The sequence below is a fragment of the Vibrio olivae genome (assembly GCF_042428525.1).
Taxonomy (GTDB): Bacteria; Pseudomonadota; Gammaproteobacteria; order Enterobacterales; family Vibrionaceae; genus Vibrio; species Vibrio olivae.
This window is the reverse complement of record NZ_JBHMEP010000004.1, coordinates 1-19,083: the sequence shown is the minus strand read 5'-3', so window position 1 is coordinate 19,083 and position 19,083 is coordinate 1. Positions and strand designations below refer to the sequence as shown.

Genomic DNA, 19,083 nt, shown 5'->3' with positions numbered 1-19,083 from the left:
TATATCAACCATATGAAAAGTAATGTTTTGGACCTAAACATCGCCGACTTAACGCAATTAATGCGAGTACGGATGACAGAAAAAATGCACGCAGAGCGACTCTCTGTGAGTTTTTTTCAAGCGCTGGTGCTTTTGGCGATTGGGCGTTTTGATGAATGTACCGCTCACGATATTGTCGTTGTGATGAGAAAAGATAAAGCGCAGATCACTCGGCTTATCAATGAACTCATTGCGCTTGAAATGGTTACCCGCACAAAGTCTGAAAAAGATCGACGTCAATCACTCCTGCATTTAACCGCCGCTGGTCAACAATATTTTCAGCGACTCACCGACATACGAACGCAGTTAAATGCCGATATGACACAAAGCCTGACAGCGGAGCAGCAGCGCATTATGCAAGAAGCGCTGACAATCATGAGGGACAATTTATCACCTCGCTGAGCGAGATTGACTTGATGCTCGGGCTTTGTTGAATAATTTACATTTTGGGGGTGAAGGAATAGGATATTTCATTGTCGTGAATAGATTGATGACTCATCCTACATGCCTAACTTACGAATCCATCACCAAATCTCTGAGATCAATGCTGAGCAATGGGATCGCCTACGGGGCGATGACTACCCTTTTCTCAAACACGCATTTTTAAACGCGTTAGAACAAAGTGGCTGTGTCTGTGAGGATTCAGGATGGCATCCGGTTCACCTAGTTGTTGAACAGCAAGGTGAACTTATCGCAGCGATGCCGATGTATCTTAAAAGCCACTCTTGGGGAGAATATGTTTTCGACTGGTCATGGCAAGAGGCTTGGGAGCATGCTGGACTTGAGTATTTTCCCAAGTTGGTCACCGCGATTCCTTTTACCCCGGCAACGGGCCCACGTATTCTTCACAACACACAGCATCTAAGCTTTGAAACGGCCCTCAGTATCTTTGCGAATGCGATACGTGAACTCTGTCATGAGCACCAGTTCTCAGGTTGGCATGGTTTGTTTGTCGAAGAATCACAGCTTACGCAGTACCAAGCGCAGCAATTGATGGCCCGCCAAGATTGCCAATACCACTGGTTCAATCGCGATTATCAAGACTTTGACCATTTTCTGCATAGCTTCACCTCACGCAAACGTAAAAATGTACGCAAAGAGAGGCAGCGTGTTCGTCAGCAAGGCATTGTCTTAACCCGTTATGAAGGTAAGAAGATCACTCACCAATTAGTCGACACCTTCTTTGATTTCTATCAGCTCACTTATCTCAAACATGGGCATCACGGGCATCTGAATAAAGCCTTTTTCCAGCAATTGGTCGCCGTGATGCCTGAGCAAATCGTTTTGGTCATGGCGTATCACCAGCATAAACCGGTGGCGGCTGCTTGGTCGTTTAAAGATGCAGAGACTCTATATGGTCGATACTGGGGCTGTGATGAGGAGTTTGATAGCTTGCATTTTGAAACTTGTTACTATCAGGGCATTGATTACTGCATTGAACATGGCCTAAAGCATTTTGATCCCGGCGCTCAAGGAGAACATAAAATCCAACGTGGTTTTGAGCCTATCAGTACTTGGTCAGTTCACTGGATAGAACACCACGAATTTCGCCAAGCCGTGGCACGATTTTTAGGTGAGGAACGTGAGTATGTGGAAGCGCGCATCGACGAACTAACGACATACCTACCCTTTCATCAGTAATGCTCCAGCACTCCTCACTTACATATCCATTAGCTCAAATGAGATAACAATTGTGCTTTGGGCATCGACTTATAGAAATACCACCCCTGAACAATGGCTGACGGGTTGGTATTAACAATCAAATCATACTCGACCTTATTTTCAACCCCTTCAAACACCACTTGCTTGTTCAAGCCCGATACCAGATCCATAATCGGCATGACTAACGCCTGCTTAAAGTCGCTATTTAACGCTTGAGTAAATACGCGATCGACTTTGATCTCGTCAAAATCGATTTCCGTGAGCCAGACTAAATTAGACACGCCAGTGCCAAAATCATCAAGCGAGACTCTGAATCCATAACGCTTTGCGCGCTGTGAAAATTCGGATAACTCCTGCAACGACACTTCGATTCTTTCGGTAATTTCGATTTTTATCTGCTGAGCATGGACATCATTTTTAAGTGCAATGCCTTTGAGGACATCCAAATATTCGGGGTTTAAAATTTCGTAGGTATTAATATTGATCGAGAGCGTAAAACTTCGATCCGCAACCAACACCGAGGCCATTTCTTTCACTGAACAATCGGCAGTAAAATGGGCGACTTGGGGATAGAGCGCGATTTTTTCGGCCAAACTAATAAACAGTTCGGGGGAAACTCGGCCATAGGCGTCATCGTGCCAACGGATTAACCCCTCCACACCGACAATCTTTTTCGTTGCCGCACACAACAAAGGTTGGTACTCCATATACAGTGAACGTTCACTAACGGCTTTGGTTAAGCGAAACTCCATCGAACGTTTGCGATATATAATCGACTCCACCCCATAGTAAACAACGAACCCGAGGAGCAAAAAAGCCAAAAAGCTGGCAGCCGGAATTAAGTTTCCATAATAGAACAGCCCCGTCCGGTTACTATGGCTTTCAGCGCAATACGCATAAATTTTGCTACAACTGCGTGTCTTCAAGGCCATAAAATCAAACAGTTTAGAAGACAACCAACTCTGCTGGTTAGTGGCTTGATACTCAAGCATGGTATAGCGGCCTGTCTCTGCGCGAATCGAAAATGAAAATGGTTTTTTACGATCGAGGAACTTACCGTGCACATCAACCGGGACGAATACCAAAGCGTCAGCCAGGCGAGAGATGTGTAAGGTAATATCTGTTGGAAATAAATCAGAAACATTCGAATAGAGAACATACGGCCCACTCTTGGAGTGGAACTCATCGGGTTTGGGCAATCTTGATGCTTGCTTCATCTTGCCCCAGTTAGCGGTACACAGAATCTGGTTGTTTCTCACTAAGCCCACATCGTATACATACGAGTAGCGATTAGAAATAACACGCAGTTTATCGATCGTTGCTTCGTCACACTGATTTAAGCCTGCCTTTATCACCTGATTAAGCGATATAGCTAATTCGTTGGTCACTAAATCAGAATGATGAAGCAGCTCCTGTGTAAAAGCATGTTGTGCCTCACGCTGGACGTACCTAGTTACCACGTTGGCTATAACAAACAAGATCACCGCTATCATCAGTGCGATAATCATTTTGCTCAAATTTGGTTTGGTCATTCACTGCTCATTATTAATCAGTCGTCTGTATGAACCTATCGAAGTAGCAACCATTCGTTACAACGATAAACGTAGCAAGACTATTTAGTCATATATCAATAAACTAGCATAAACTTTACCATGGCGAATACGCTATATATATCCGACCTGTTATCAAGATCACGTCTAATCAGCGGGGATTGTCTCTAAGATGCTCATTGATATGAAAAAAATTTCAAACACAATTGATTCATAATGACAGCTTAAAGTATGGTAATTATTGTATAAATTTCGATTCCATCGGCGAACATTATATAAACGCAAATCCACTTTCCCCCGATAACAGAGCGGGCTGATTTCACAACACTCAAGCTCGAAAGTGAATATTATGAACAAAATACGGTTAGGTTTAGGAGTTTTAATGAGCTCAATCGCTTTTTCATCCGGGGCCACCCCCTCCCCGATTACAGAAACAGAATCCGGACAAGTACAAGGTATTACCCAAGAAGGTATTAATATTTACCGCGGTATTCCTTTCGCCGAACCTCCGCTTGGTCCACTTCGTTGGCGTGCACCACAACCTAAAACGCCTTGGTCTGGCATCTATCAGGCCACTGAATTTAGCCATGATTGTATGCAAAAACCTTTCCCTAGTGATGCCGCCCCGCTTGGCACAGAGCCCAATGAAGACTGCTTAGGGCTTAACGTCTGGGCACCGAAAAGCCGCACTGAAAAGCCGCTACCAGTCATGGTTTGGATCTATGGCGGTGGCTTTGTGAATGGCGGCTCTTCAACCCCGATTTATGATGGTCAAGCTTTCGCCCAAAATGACATTATTGTCGTCAGTTTTAACTATCGTGTCGGCCGTTTTGGTTTCTTTGCTCACCCAGCACTCAGCGCAGAACCACATGGTGATGAACCACTTGGCAACTACGGGTTTATGGACCAAATCGCTGCGCTCAAATGGGTAAAAAATAACATTCACCAATTCGGCGGTGACGCCAACAACATTACGCTCGTCGGTGAATCTGCGGGTGGTTTTTCTATTCATACACTGCTCACGTCTCCTTTGTCTCAAGGCTTGTTTCAACGCGCGATTATCCAATCCGGTGGTGGTCGTATTGGTATGAACCAACGCTTGATCGACAAAATGAATGACCAAGGCGTGCCCTCTGCCGAACAGATTGGTGAGAACTTTGCTAAACGGTTCAATATTCAAGGCCAAGACGCCCTTGAAGCGCTGCGTCAACTAAGTGCAGAGAAAGTGACGAGCGGACTGAATATGAATTCAATGGGCGATCCGACCTATTCGGGACCGATGTTGGATGGGAAACTGGTCGTCAAACAGCCTCAGGATTACTACGTTAAAGGTGAGCGCTTAAGTGTCCCTTTGATGATGGGCACCACTGATTTTGAAATAGGCTTTGCAGGCCCGGTGGACTCGATGTCAGACGCACTTGAACCCTTCGCTGAACTCGAGGTCGATCAGAAAAAAATCGCTAAGGCCTATGCCGACAATGGTGTCACGAAACCACAAGATGTGGCTCAGCGTATCGCCAGTGACGCCCTGATGGTGGAACCCACCCGCTATGCACTAAGAGTCGCAGACGAGCATAACCAAACGGTATACGGGTACCGCTTTGCCTATGTAACTGAATCTGAGAAGGAAGCATGGCCAGGCGCTTTTCACGCCACCGACATTCCATACGCTTTTAATACCGTGGCCACCCGTTATGGCGAAAAGCTGTCTTCTGAAGATCAAGCCATGGCTGATCTTGTCCATCAATATTGGGTTAACTTTATCAAGTATGGCAACCCAAATGGCGACGACTTACCAACCTGGCAACCGTACGATGGTCAACAAGATAATTTAATGTGGTTTTCCAACCAAGGGGCGAAAGAGAGTGTCATGCGCACAGACCCATGGAACGAACGCTTAGACTATATTAAGTTACTCCAGCCACAGCCTTAAACACAACGCCGATCTCTCATATTGGAGAGATCGGCGTTCACATAGGCCTAAACTAACGTCAAACTAAAAAGCGAAGCCTTCATCCGCCAGCGCGCTGAGTAACTTTAAACTCGCCGAATAATAGTCATCACTGGTTTTAATTTTTGTCGCCTCTTGGCTCAGCTGCCCCATCGTGTAATCTCTGACGGCCAATAAGCCCCCGCGCATTGGATAGTTTGCGACTTGATGATCAATCATGTTTTCCCAAGCAGGCATCGATAACCTTGAATAGCGAGAAAACCATGATTGCCAGCGACTTAACAGCGGATTATTGGCTTGATCCCACTTCATGTAGAGCGGCACTCGAATCGCATCGTAACTGACTCTCGCAGGCCATTTTTTGGCTGGCGCGGTTTTGCCGTTCGCATAGAGCGTTATCCAATCGGTGGGAATCTTCTCCCTTCCCCAGTCAATCTCAGCGAGTAGCTGTTGGGAATCGTCAATTAGCGTCCATAAATTGGCAAGATAACTGCGTTTGGCAAAATCACGCCAAGCAGGAAAAATAAAGTAAGAGGGATTAAGAGTAATCGAATCTTTGGCAGTAAAACCATGACGTCCGGGTAACATCACTTTGTGGTGAGCGAAATCAATCACCGTATGATCGAGCAACGCCCTGACAATACGGTCAGATTCCGCCAAATAGGCTTTATTATCCCATCGCGTTCCGGCTTTGAGCAGAGCCCAAGCAATCAGAATATCGCCATCGGACGCATTATTTTTATCTTCTATCGGGTCAGCAATGATGGGGTTGTAGCGCCAGTAAAACAGCCCGGTTTTGGGATCATTGAGATGAGTTTTAGTCCAGCCCCAGATCTTATCAAATGAAGCCTTATCATTGGCAGCGACCGCGAACAACATTGAAAAACCTTGGCCTTCGGTATGGCTGACATTGTGATTGCCAGTGTCCAAAATACGCCCATCACTCGCCATAAACCGCGTTTTGAACGGCTTCCAATCTAATGAGGTTGCCAACGCGCTCGGTACCATGACCATCACGATCAAAAGTACTTTCATCACATGTTTATAAACCATGACCATCGCCCATTATCCCTGTCATTCAAAAAAGTAAAGAATGCCCCACGGCACTCTTTACTTATGCATTAAAGACCAACACCATTCGATTAATAATCATGGAAAGAGTGGCGAAGCGACAACTGCGCTTTGGACTCATTGTAATCACCGAAGGTGTCATAGGCGACACGCGCTTCAAGCATCAAATCACGTTTAATTTTATACCCTAACCTAGCTTGGAAGCTGTACCCAATGCCATCCGTGCTTTCTGCACTATACCGAGCCTCTTCAACCAACCCCGCAGTCGCATAACCATCCAATGTGGATTGGAGTGCTGAATGCCCAGGGAAATAATCTGCCTCATCTTGGCTGTAAGATTGATAACCTAAAGCACCGCCAACCGAAAAACTTAGCTTAGACAATTCCTGAGTATATTCAACAGGAAAGGAGACACTGACATAGTTTTGCGGGCTAAAGTAACCCCCATGCCCATAGCTGTAGTAGCTCAGGTTATCGTCAAAGTCTTGATAGCTCAGGTGCGAGCCAATTTGCAGCTGACGGCTATCGGTTTTGTAAGGGCGAAGGTACATACCAGCGCCGACTTTGACCGCATTGTTATCCTCAACATTGTGGCCAACATAACGCCAAGCGCCCGCATTTGCATAGTAGCCAACTTCACCATCATCATAATTTAGCTGAATACTCAGGCCATTTTGTGTCACCTGTCCCCAGTATTTACCAGAGAAACTGTCTTTCATTCCGACATAAGAGAGCAAGCTATCTTTGACCGCTCGACGCTCTGCTGACAAAGACAAATCAGTATAATCTCCCAGAGGCGCAATAAGCGTTATTCCTCCGACAAGCGTTGTTTGCTCCAAACCAAGCGGTGTCGTGCCGATATCCAGCTGATAGTGTTTATCTCGCAGTGACATCGCAAGTTCGACACCACTCTGGCTTTGTGCGCCTTGAGAGGCAACGTCAGGCAAAACATCACCATCAAGTGATGAGACGCCTTCGGCTAACGCCACTTGCCCCTGAATCAATGCCCCAGTACCAAAGCGGCGATTAGCATCCGCAGAGGTCGTGCCTGAATCGAGGGTGACGGCATCAATATTGAGTGATAAGCGCGCATCACCAAACGGTACTGTCGACCATTCAAGCGGCGCTCGTGCTTCGGTCAAACGGCTTAAGCCATTCTCTCCATCGCGACCTCGAACTTCGATACCACCTTGTACCCAGCTCGACGTTCGCTCGGTAATCTGCAGGATTAAACGATTCACATCCGCCAACGTTTGTTGCTCTGCAGTTGGCTTCGGTAAATCGGTACGTTGATTTATCGTCTCACCATTTAATGACGTTTGCGTATTAACCTGCCATGGCATCGTTTCACCATATACAGAATACGTTTGTGCAGAGTGAACCGTAGTTTGACTGCCCGCAAAAGGATTATCTGCCATGACGAGCCCACCCACCATTGGAGACGTGCTGGCATAATTCGCTTTAAGCCCAAGAAGTTTAGATCGCGCTTGACGCAAATTGGCCATCGCTTGAGCGTGTTTGCCTTGCGCTTCATCAATGCGCGCGAGCAGTAACAGGCGTGATGGAGAGCTGACTTGTTGCAGCTGTCCGGAAAGTTCACGCGCTTTGCCCGCTTGGCCTTTTACTAAGGCGATATTAATCGCACCCACCAGTGCATCTTGCTCTGGAGTATCTTTTTGGTTATCAAGAAGATACTGATAAACTATCAAGGCTTGTTCGTTGAGCTTGCCGCTTTGATAGAGTCGCCCCATCGCCAGCATCAAGTCACGGTTAGTCGGATCAACCTGCAGCGCCGCGGTCAACATGTCATAGGCAGGGGCGTATTGACCTTGTTCTCGTAACGTATCCGCCTGATTAATCACATACACGTGTCTAGCTCGAGCCAATTGCAGAGGCGTGCTATTGGCAATAATCTGCGGATGATTCAACAAGCTTTGCGCCTCTTGCTGCAAGCCAGCTTGGTAAAGCACAGCGACTTGGTCAGCATAATCACCCGCATTGCCTTCAATACCTTGCTCTTGGTTGGCATGAATAACCTCAATGGCGCGGTTCACATCCCCCGATTTAACCAACAGCTGCGCCAATTTTCCCGACCACAGAGGATTGGTGATCGCTTGGGCTTGCATTGATTGTAAAAGCGCTTGCTCCTGCGAAGTTTGGCCTTGCGTCAAGTAAGAACGTGCCAAATCCAAATTTAAATAGAATTTCGATTCAGCATACAGCGTACTAGCTTGCGCGCTTCGCTGCGACTGAGGAATACGTCCCAGCAAAATATTGGTTTGCTTCCACTGCTCTTCCCCAGACGCAAAGAGCGCAGCAACGTATAGATCTTCAGGCGTCGCTTGCGCGGTTTGTAGTGGAGCCATCACCTCCTGAGCACGCACATTGTTATCTTGCTGCTGATAGAGCCTTGCTAGCTCAAGCCGTAACCAAGGGTTATTCGGCAATCTTTGTAGCCCATTGTCTAAAATAACAATCGCGGTTTCTACATTACCTGCCTCAACGGCTTGTTTTGCCAGGTCACGCATGTTGCTGTAGCTGTCTTCAGACCGAATACGACGCTGTACTTCCTGAGGTAAACTGGCTAATAAACGTGTCGCCTCATCCGTTTGGTTTTGCTCTATATAGACATAGTAGAGTGATTCTTTTGCTGCCTGATTCTTTGGTTGCTCCTTTAACACATTAAGGAGCAACGATTCGGCTTGTGCATAATCGCCATTATGGCGTAGTACATCGGCGCGAAATAGCTTCGCTCCGCGACCGACTTCACCTTTGCGATTCATCAGTGAAGCACTTAGCTCTAAAGCTTGCACGGTGTTGCCCGCTTGGTACGCTTGCTGGGCTTGTTCCAATTGTGCTAAGAATTGCGCTTCACTCGCTTGTTGACGACGTTTTGTCGCTTGATTTCCACCCTGCGCGGCGGAGCGCTTTAAGAAGTCAGCGGCTGAAGCATAATTGCCGCGGTTCAATGCCACATACCCCATACCGGCAAGTGCATCAGCGTCGTTTGGTGACTCATTCAGTACACGCTGAAACTCGCTCTGTGCTTGGCTCAAGTTTCCGCGATTAAGTTCGTTGAACCCATTGCGCTTTTTCTCTCCCCCCACTGCCGATTGATAATGCGCCAGAACACTCTTGTCCTGTGGGTGGGCCAGCGCCCAGCGCTGATACATTGGTTGGTCTGATGCTTTAGGCTCAAGCCACAGCAAAGCTTGACGCAACGCATCCGAGGCATTTTTATTTTGCGGAGCATAAGATTCAAGTTGGCGAATACCTTGACGACGAGTTGCCTCTCGGTACGTTAAGACCTGACCGTAAGCAATACCCACCGAGCTATTGGTAGGATTTTGCTTGGCCAACTTTGCCAAACCAGATACCGCTTGGTTATACATGCCCTTATCACCAGACATGGTCAGATAATACTCAGGCGCCAGCGCCATTGGCGGTGGATTACCTTGAAACAAGGTATTCCAAGTCGCGATAGCGCCTTGGATATCTCCCGATTGAGCCTGACGACGGGCTTGATCGATCCCCGTTTTAGGCAGTTGACTCAGCGTTTGTGAGCGGCTTAACTGTTGCAATTGCGGTGCGTTAGGATGCGCCTTTTCTAGCCGCGCACGCCATTGTGCGCTTTCTGCACTCTGCCCATTTTCTTGTGCCCACAAAGACATAAGATAGAGCGCTTGAGGCTGATTTGGGTCGACCATTAATACTTTCTGTAACGACTCTTTCGCCAACCCATCGTTCGACTTCTCATGCCAATATTGCGCTTGTTCAAGCAACGAGTCTAAAGCTGGGTCTTGCGCCCATGCTGGAGTGGCTGCAGTTAACTGCAGCGCTTCTAATAAAACAAAGGTAGAAAACAGTTTTAACGCATTATTTTTCATCATTATTCGTCCTGAGCCTTTACGCTTCATTCAAGCGCTGCTCGGCTTTGCGCTCCAATCGACGGTACACAGCCAACCCTAAAATCAACGAGATGAACAACGTCAGCAAGGCAAAAACCGCACTGTGCTGGTTGGCATACCATATCGCCATCTTATACCAAGGTAGCTGACCTGAAGGGAATTGTGGTGCAACATTGAAACTTGTTGCGCCGTTTTCATCAGTAATCACGGTGGCATCACCACGAATCGCTGCGTTGATGCTCAGCACTTTAAGATCGTGCTCGATCTTCATAAGCTGTTCATCAGACGTCGCAGTGGCGACAACCACCGTACGTTTCTCACTCCAAGGCGATTCAAAACTGATAAAACCGCGCCACACCTCATTTGAAGAGAAGTATCGCTCAGCCTCGAGTGCAGTAAGTCCCCAGTGCCCTTGAAGCCACGTCAATAACTTTGCACTCCAAGATTGAGGATGAACATGCAACGTGTTGTCGCGCTCGTGAAACGGCGTATTGCTCATTAACAACCGATTAAAACGGGTTTCCACCATCGAGCTAACCGCTAGGATATCTTTGCCTTCAAGCACCGAGTTATTGGTGGGAGCGCCAAGCAGCACTTGGTTACGAAAAATAGCGGTTCCGGTTGCCGCCCCGGAACGAGCATTCAGGCTAAATAGCGTTTGCAACTGCGCGGCAGTTGGCTCACTTGGCAACCATAACAAGGTCTGTGAGTAATCCGCTAAGCGTGAAAATGGGAAAGACGCACCGACAAAAAACGACAAATTAGGCAGCAAGGAGAAGTGCTGAGTCTCAGTCAAATCAATGGTTGATGAGTTTTGAATTCGGCTGCGAATATTGCTATCCAACGCTGCGCCACAAGGGGCATCGGCTTGCGGTTTAACGTTAAAATACAGGGATAATTGGTTATCGCCATAAATCATGTAAGGTTGAATCGGAAGTTGGGCGGCTTCTTGACGGGCATCGCCACCGAGACGTCGCCAAAGTTGCTCCAGTACTCCACGTTTGTTGACCGGAAGGTCATCCAGAAACTGCCCGTTAAAGACCACATTCAAGAAAGATTGTTCAGGGTCAATCCATGAGTCAGCAGGAAAACGGTAATCGATATTTAAAGGAATGGTTTCCCCATCCCACAGGAATAGATCGGGTGCAGCTCGAAATGAGAAATCAAGCGAATTATGCCAGATTCCCTTGGCTACCATATTTTCGCCTTGAGAACTTAACTCACTAAGCGGCACGGGTGCAGAAGTCGAAATCCAACGCGGCGCATCATAAGGCGCACTTTGAGCGGTCGTTTGATGTTCAACGATATATTGAACCGTTTGCATCGCAAAATTTTGACGAGTTAAACGATGCACTGCGCTGCGTATTCCCGCATCATCATTGGCGACAACCAGCAGCAACTTGTACAGCGGGTCCATCGGGTTGGGCACCACTTGCAACAGAGGTTTGTCCGTTTGAGGTAAGGTTAAACGCCCAATTTTCTCGCCCGGCATACCAAACACAATTGCATTGCTCATCGGCAATTGCCCTTTTGACACATCAAACGAAACCCCACGATAACTCGCTTGCACGCCAAACCATGACGACAACGCTGCCGCGGCACTCACTTGTGAGGGCGTAACCTTATCAGCGAAAACAAAACGAATTGGGGTATCGAGCATATCTTGCACATCCCAAAACGGCTGAGGGAAATAGTGTAAATCCGCTGCTATATCCAATTGCTGCGCATTCAACTGTAACTTCGAGCTTGATAGGATTTCGATTTGCTGTGACTGACTGCCTTCGTCTTGATAACACAAACTCTGATCATCGCTGGCTAAGCTAAAGCTAACCGTATTGCGAGAGCTGACTAAAAGCGCAGGCACATTTAACTGATAGCTGGTTTTCTGCTCATTGACGGATGAGAGTGGGATGGCACCAATCACCTGCCCGTTAACGCGAATACGCAATGCCATATCACTGCCCAGCAATGAATCGGAAGCTCGCAGATCCAAAGTCATTTGTGCTTGGGTAACAAGTTGATCAATCGGTAAACTAAACCCAACACCAGCATCCATTTGCCCGCCACGAAACACTATCCCTTGCGTAAGGCCCATATCGGCTAAAGTCATCGTATTACGATAGTGCGGTGTTGCCGTTAAATCTTCCTCGGCAGCAAAGACGGGCCCACAGAACCACACAGAAATCGCCACCACGGTTACGGTTAGTAATCGCTTTAACATTATGCTTGCTCTCCGCTCACTCGTTTGGCTTTCTCTAGGCTTCGCTTTTGACTAATACGACGCGCTTTTAGCGACTTAACCACCACTTCCCATATACAAGATGCAATCATAGCCAATGAACGTAGAGGACGATCTTTCTCTCTCGGTGGACGCACCCAGGCATCCGCACGAGACAGGACAATTCTCACCAACTCACGGCGGTGAGATAACGACACGTCACTGAATTTAAGGCGATATCCTTGTTCACCGACACCAATCTGCTCGACGGGAATAGCTATCGCGCCGGAATGAAGTTGTAACTCTATCGCTTCTACCGCGTCATCATGCTGCTGAGCAGGCAAAGCAACCAAGCAACCGCCCATCGACAGATCAACCGTGTGAGTGCGAGACAGTACACCGCTGGCATAGTGAATCACCGCAGGAATTTTTACGTCCAAACGAATGGTTTTGCGCACCTGACGAGTTTCTCGACCAGCGGCAATCGCGGCTAAAAGGAAAAATAAGCCATAGGAAGCCCAACCAATATTGAGCGCAACAACCATAGGATCAGCCATAAACGAAGAATGGCCGAGTGCACGATAAACGCCCCAGCCAATCGCGACAGTAAGCAGTGCTGCTGTCAGCATATGCGGCTTCACGATATTGGCATCAAAGTAAGTTTTATCTAGCAACGCGCCTTTATCGGTCACGTTAAACTTGCCGCGCTTCGGGAAAATCATGGTAATAATGGTTGGCAACGCAAGATGAAACGCCAATGCCATGTCGTAAATATCGCCCCAAAAGCTATATCGAGAACGTCCGTTTAAACGCGAGGAGACAAACATCGACATCACAAAGTGAGGCAACGCATAGGAAAAGATCAAGCTCGCTGAAGAGTGAATAATATTGAGGTTAAACAGCAAAAATGCCAACGGCGCAGTCAAAAACACGATTCTTGGTAACGGGAATAAGAAATAGAGCATCGCACTCAAATAACAAAGGCGCTGCTGAAACTTTAATCCTTTACCAAGCAGCGGGTTATCCAAACGGAATATCTGTACCATGCCTCTCGCCCAGCGGTTACGCTGAATCACATGGAGCGCAAGACGCTCTGTCGCCAACCCACCAGCAAGCGGTATGGGTAGATACGCGGTGTTCCAACCCAAGCGCTGCATTTTCAACGCGGTGTGCGCATCTTCGGTGACGGTTTCAACAGCGACACCACCAATTTGCTCAAGGGCGCTACGACGTAAAACAGCACAGGAACCACAGAAGAAAGTGGCATTCCACATGTCGTTGCCTTGCTGAATCGGCCCATAAAATAACTCCCCCTCATTGGGGATATCATTTTTCCCATAAAGGTTACGTTCAAAAGGATCCGGCGAATAGAAATGATGCGGAGTTTGCAATAAGGCAAGATTAGGATCTTTTAAGAAAGCACCCACGGTTGACTGCAAGAAGACTCGTGTCGCTACGTGGTCACAGTCAAAAATGCAGATAAGATCGCCCTTGGTCTGTTTGAGCGCATGGTTCAAGTTCCCTGCTTTTGCATGGGAGTTATCCGAGCGCGTAATATAACCGACGCCCGCTTTCGCAGCGAACATCGCAAATTCTTTACGTTTACCATCATCCAGAACATAGACTTTGATCTTGTCTTTCGGGTATTCAATACACTGCGCCGCAAGTACGGTATCTCTCACCACATCAAGCGATTCATTGTAGGTAGGAATATAGACATCAACGGTTGGCCAAAGTGATGTATCTTTCGGCAGCGGAACAATCGGACGATTTAAAGGAAAAGTCGTCTGGATATAACCAAGAATCAACATTACCCAAGAGTAGAGTTCGGCCACAAATAAACCGATGCCCAGGATAGCTTCGATCATCGAATCGAAGTGTAAGGTTTGATCAGCACGAAAATACAGGTAGCGTGTCGAGGTCAGAATGGAGAATAGCACCATCACAACGGATATATCTCGACGCTTACTGAAGTTTAATAAAAACAGGACTGCCAAGCTGACAATCGCAAAGACAAATTGCTTGTCACTGTCCATTGGTGTGACAACGACCATCGCTGCCAATGGGGCCATCAAGATGACCAACAAATATAAAGGAAGCTTATTCATTTCAATTCTTTGAGCAATGGAAGTTACGCGAGATGAGAAGCTGGAGGGGAGAACATGGAACCATCGGTGGTCACCAACCCGAGCTTTTCTGCCAGTTTCTTACTGATCACTTCGATATCGAACCCAGCGACTGAAGCGTGATTCGTCTCCATGATCGAATGCTGAGCAGCATTCGCTTCAGCGACACTCTCATCACGGTGGATAATACCAAGCAACCTGTCATTCAATCGTTGAGTCATAAACCCTTCAACATCTTTGCTGATTTTACGGCGATAATCAGCTTGGTTAAGTACAACAAAGGATTCTGGCTGACGTTCATGCGCAGCAATGTCATCGAAAAGGGTTTCAACCATAGGCAAAAGTGACAATGACGCCGTATCAGCAAGAAGCGGCGTGAGCACAACATCGGATACTGAAAGCGCAGCTTGGAGAATAGTCGGTTGTCCAGCAGGTAGATCGGCAATAACAATCACGTCAGGCTGAGAAAGCAACGCTTGAAATCCGCGAACTACCGACAAAGGCTCACGCGCAAGGTGACTTTCAAATGCAAGACGTTGCTTGAGATTTGGGGCGCCATAAGGCAATACAAATACATTATTGCGCGTAGGAACCAGCTGTTTGCTCCAGATAGCCGACTCTGGCGCTGAAGCCGCAAAGCCTGATTGATCCGCGAGTGAAATACCAAAATGTAAGCGCAATGCATTTTGTGGGTCAAAATCCACTACGACCGTTTTCAGCCCCAAAGAGGAAAGCGAATAGCCTAAGTTTGCAGCGAGCGTAGTCTTACCAACCCCACCTTTGGGTGAATAAATAGAGATAAACGGCATTAATTGCTCCCTACTAGCGCAGCAGCAGGCAACACCGCACTTTCACTCTCCGTGACTAATCCCGCAGAGTGAAGTAAGCGTTCAAGTGACTGCTTCGACGAAACTTCAGATACTGAATCAAAAATAGGCGCTTCTGATCTTTCTGCAAGTTTAGATACTTCGTTATGTAATACAGAAGTTACTTCCAAATCCGCTTCAAAGTCGTTCAATTTATCAAAACGAGATACCGCTTGGCTTTGCTGAGCAAAATGCTCGGTAAGCTGATTAAAAATTTGGTAACCACTGTGATTTAATTCGTGGCCAATAGACGTATCAAACTGTTGAAAATCAATATTTTTTTGTTGTATTTGTTGCTTAAAACGCTCTAAATCATCATAGATATCCATGCTACTTCCGCCAAGCATTGGTGATATTTTTATATAGTAAATTAATTAAATTTTGGGAGCAATATCCCAGACCCATTTTTAGGACATGGCGTTTAAATAATCAAAAAACGTCTTGTCAAATTAATAGCGCGGTAGTATGTCAATATTCTGTCAAATTAGCAACATAAGTGACAGGGTTATTTTTATATAAAACTAACTAACATTGATCACATTTATGGTATCTAAGCATTACTTAACATTTAACCTTTAGATTGATAACGGTATTCCATAAACATAGCGATGGTGAATACGTTACCCCTAATGCCTGCTACCTCCATCTCAACGTCGGAAAGCACTTAATACAAAAACATGAAATTGGACAGAAAACCAAACAACCCGCTTATTTAAGCGGGTTGTTTGGTTAGGCACATTTTTTGTATGGCGGGCCGAATTGCCTGTAGACCTATCATTTTATATATCGCGAGTCATCTCCCAACACTTGCGCGATAAATATTGCTTTTCTGTCACGATACTCATCATGCTCCATGCCTTCACATCCGCGCTTTAGTTCATTGTAACGCTCAACTAAACGAGGCGTTGCTATGAGCTTATCTCTAAACTCGATATAACATTCAGATTCAGAACCGTTTGCCACTACCTGAAGCGCCACGTCATTCACGATCTGGGACTCAAGCATACATAACTCCGGCGTTCTTAAGGTATCTTGCTTCTCTTGGAAACCCAGTTTTTGTAGTGTCCGAACGCTCACTTCCACATATTCAGGGTCAACACCGACAAAAATATCGAGATCGCCTTTGGATAGTGCACTAGGAACAGAAGATGCACCGATATGTTCGACGCGAGCATCGGGCAATAGGCGTTTGATTTCCAATGTATACTGTTCATACAACTGAAGGCATCGAGGTTGATATTGCTCTGATCGAAAAAATTTCATCTTCACTCAATAAAGTAGTAAGTTATTAATTCAAAAAATACCGTGGCAGCGACTGGCTTGCTCAATTAGAGCCCTTGCCATTCAGCAGAAAGTACGGACATTAATACCTTATCGACAAACTCACCATTGCGAAAACCAGACTGACGCATTATTCCTTCATGCTGGTAACCCGCCTTCTCATACGCTTTTATCGCGCCTAAATTTAGCGCGCTAGCGGTTAGTTGTACTCGATGTAACCCCAATGTCGAGAACGCGTAATGCGTCACGATCTTCGTCACTAATGTACCAATACCTCGTCCCCAATACTCTTTTTCACCGATAAGAATAAAGTATTCGCCACTCCGATTTAAATAACTTATCGCAGAGATTCCTGCATAGCCGATTAACTGATCATTGGATTTACTGCATATCCCAAATGAGACCGTTTTCGACGACGAATTAATACCTGAAAGCCAATGCTCGATGTCAGATTTTGACTGAGGGTAAGCGTAAGAAGAAAGGCTATATAGTGTCACTGATCGATCACAGGACCATTTGTAAAACTGCTCAGCGTCTGTGATATCTAGTGAGCGTAAATAATAGTTTTCCGAGTCTAGTCGCATGGGTTTCCTTATCAATTTTGACGTTCATAAAACGCTGGACTTTGGGGGAAGAAGCTTTGTATCCACTGATAGTCACTTTTCCTGACTATAGATACAGAAAAAGTGGCGGAGGCATAGGAAATTGAAAGCCATCTCAATCACTTTGAGCTTTTGATACTAAAATATTTTTCACATCCCCAAAGTCAATTAAACGAAGTTGATATCCATCAAACCAAAGATAAACTGATTTAAAAAAAACGATTGTGACAGGATTTATACAAGTTCCAAAATACTCACCTTACTTCATCAACTCATTGTTGTGAACTCGGGTACTCTTTAGACTCTAAAACAAAATTGGACATTTCCAATTTACAACTTGGCCAAATTTCTACTCTATCGATAAGTTTTATATTCCAAAATGAAGAACGGCACCATCTAGCGAGGTGCCGAGAATGAAAGACCGCTATCTTGTAATTGGATTTGAATTCTAAAATAAGTTTGGAGATTGCACCACAATGCCATGTTGGTAGTATGTGTTTCGTCCTGTCGGGGCAAAAACATATTTACCAGTTTTGAAGTTCACAATGCCAAACTCATCGGATACTCTTGTAATAGCTAATTGGTCAGAGATAATATCGATTGTTCGACTGTCGCTCTTGTAGATAACATTATAGTCTTCATCTAATATGATGGTTCCATCTTTTGTTATTGCTGCGAAGTAACCGTATTTTTTATGTCTTATTGAGTAGACATCTTGGAACATCTGCGTTTCTCCAGTTTGAACATCGTACAAACCACACTCTTTTTCTTTTTTAAAAGGAATAAGTTTTCTATTTTGGTTTTTGAAGTAATAAGGTAATACAGAGTATTCAGCTAAAGGCGAGTCTATGATCTTTTCTTTCTTGATACTGTAAAGTTTTGAAACTCGTGACAAAGTATTTTTAGAATCGAAATACATTAGAGTCAGGTAGTCATTAGAGTACATACCAATATCTTTGTATTGACCTTTGATAAGGATGTTTCCATCGTAATCTAGTAAGCCATGTTTTCCATCAATATCGAAGACAATTCGCTCTATATTCCCATAAGCAAACATATTAATTTTAATTCCCGATATAATTGGCTTCAGGTTGTTATCAACTAGAGAGTCGTAATTGTATCTATAAGTTGCAATAAATCGCTCTTTAGAAAGAGGGGTAAACCTTATGAATTTTGAAGAAAGGGTAGCCAGAACCTCACCCGAAGAATCTATGGCTATATGATCTTTTGCCGTACTGATAACGTCAATGCCTGGTATGCCACTAGAGAAGGCTTTTTTTTGCTGACTTGTGTATTTTAATTTGTTGCCTTGGTTGTCATAGTAGGTCCAAGCAGAGAATGGGGTCCGCTTAATCGCAATAATTTTGGTTTTTCCAATATCAAAATTGTCTATGCCTTTAAACACAAGAACCTTTCTAGTAAGGTCTAGTAAGTCAAGTTTTCCATGGTTAAAAATACCAACAAATCCATCATTGAAATTTGTAATCTTTTCATAGTTTGGTTCGAGTACAATTTCACCAGATTTACTAATCAGTCCCCACCCCGTTCCATTATAAAATCGAGCATACGGGCCATGAAATTCATCAATCTTTACGTAATACGGGGTAATATTTTTTCCTTTATTATTGATGATTTTTCCCCCCTATCTCCTTCTACCACGAAAGCGTCACTATCGAGAATATGTCGAACACTCGTATAAGTTTCGTTATTAATGTAGTGGCATAGTGAATTTGGCCACCTGATTAGAGGTGTTAAGATACACCTCATAGCATGACAGGTGAAACTATGACTAAGCGTACCAGACGTACT

General features: G+C 45.5%; 13 protein-coding genes and 1 pseudogene. 3 read left to right on the top strand and 11 right to left on the bottom strand.

Features of this window, described 5'->3' with window-relative positions:
* Positions 1–72: 72 nt before the first annotated feature.
* Positions 73–441 carry a MarR family winged helix-turn-helix transcriptional regulator gene (locus ACFFUV_RS14040; protein ID WP_390193953.1) on the top strand — a complete coding sequence of 123 codons (369 nt, stop codon included), beginning with the start codon at positions 73–75 and terminating at the stop codon, positions 439–441.
* Between the two features lie 102 nt (positions 442–543).
* Positions 544–1,680, top strand: a complete 1,137-nt coding sequence (locus ACFFUV_RS14035) for a GNAT family N-acetyltransferase (RefSeq protein WP_390193951.1) — start codon at positions 544–546, stop codon at positions 1,678–1,680.
* Positions 1,681–1,709: 29 nt separating this feature from the next.
* Here the strand turns inward: ACFFUV_RS14035 and ACFFUV_RS14030 are convergent, their stop codons facing one another.
* Entirely contained in the window at positions 1,710–3,233 is a 1,524-nt protein-coding gene (locus ACFFUV_RS14030) for an EAL domain-containing protein (protein ID WP_390193948.1), read from the bottom strand.
* A gap of 400 nt (positions 3,234–3,633) precedes the next feature.
* Here ACFFUV_RS14030 and ACFFUV_RS14025 point away from each other — a divergent pair, with 400 nt between their 5' ends.
* Complete coding sequence (locus ACFFUV_RS14025; protein WP_390193944.1) at positions 3,634–5,184, top strand: carboxylesterase/lipase family protein; 1,551 nt, start codon at positions 3,634–3,636, stop codon at positions 5,182–5,184.
* Between the two features lie 63 nt (positions 5,185–5,247).
* Here ACFFUV_RS14025 and ACFFUV_RS14020 read toward each other — a convergent pair whose 3' ends face one another.
* The 10 genes and pseudogenes from ACFFUV_RS14020 to ACFFUV_RS13975 all read right to left on the bottom strand — a co-directional run.
* Positions 5,248–6,255: a family 8 glycosyl hydrolase gene (locus ACFFUV_RS14020; RefSeq protein ID WP_390193941.1), complete on the bottom strand. Its 1,008-nt coding sequence runs from the start codon at positions 6,253–6,255 to the stop codon at positions 5,248–5,250.
* A gap of 89 nt (positions 6,256–6,344) precedes the next feature.
* Positions 6,345–10,163, bottom strand: coding sequence for a cellulose synthase subunit BcsC-related outer membrane protein (locus tag ACFFUV_RS14015; RefSeq protein WP_390193935.1), 3,819 nt, complete (start codon positions 10,161–10,163; stop codon positions 6,345–6,347).
* Positions 10,164–10,179: 16 nt separating this feature from the next.
* Positions 10,180–12,402, bottom strand: coding sequence for a cellulose biosynthesis cyclic di-GMP-binding regulatory protein BcsB (gene bcsB / locus ACFFUV_RS14010; RefSeq protein WP_390193930.1), 2,223 nt, complete (start codon positions 12,400–12,402; stop codon positions 10,180–10,182).
* Positions 12,402–14,507 carry a UDP-forming cellulose synthase catalytic subunit gene (gene bcsA / locus ACFFUV_RS14005; protein ID WP_390193927.1) on the bottom strand — a complete coding sequence of 702 codons (2,106 nt, stop codon included), beginning with the start codon at positions 14,505–14,507 and terminating at the stop codon, positions 12,402–12,404. The genes bcsB and bcsA overlap by 1 nt, the downstream gene beginning before the upstream one ends.
* 23 nt (positions 14,508–14,530) lie before the next feature.
* Positions 14,531–15,334: a cellulose biosynthesis protein BcsQ gene (bcsQ, locus tag ACFFUV_RS14000; protein WP_390193924.1), complete on the bottom strand. Its 804-nt coding sequence runs from the start codon at positions 15,332–15,334 to the stop codon at positions 14,531–14,533.
* Entirely contained in the window at positions 15,334–15,720 is a 387-nt protein-coding gene (gene bcsO, locus ACFFUV_RS13995; protein WP_390193922.1) for a cellulose biosynthesis protein BcsO, read from the bottom strand. Before bcsO ends, bcsQ begins: the two co-directional genes overlap by 1 nt.
* Positions 15,721–16,165: 445 nt before the next feature.
* Positions 16,166–16,654, bottom strand: a complete 489-nt coding sequence (locus ACFFUV_RS13990; protein WP_390193920.1) for a GrpB family protein — start codon at positions 16,652–16,654, stop codon at positions 16,166–16,168.
* Between the two features lie 65 nt (positions 16,655–16,719).
* A complete protein-coding gene (locus ACFFUV_RS13985) occupies positions 16,720–17,256 on the bottom strand; it encodes a GNAT family N-acetyltransferase (protein ID WP_390193917.1) in 537 nt (178 codons plus the stop codon).
* Positions 17,257–17,722: 466 nt separating this feature from the next.
* A complete protein-coding gene (locus ACFFUV_RS13980) occupies positions 17,723–18,679 on the bottom strand; it encodes a hypothetical protein (RefSeq protein ID WP_390193913.1) in 957 nt (318 codons plus the stop codon).
* A 45-nt stretch (positions 18,680–18,724) separates the two neighbouring features.
* Positions 18,725–18,805 (bottom strand): annotated as a pseudogene (locus ACFFUV_RS13975) (WG repeat-containing protein); the annotation flags it as partial.
* Positions 18,806–19,083: the final 278 nt, after the last annotated feature.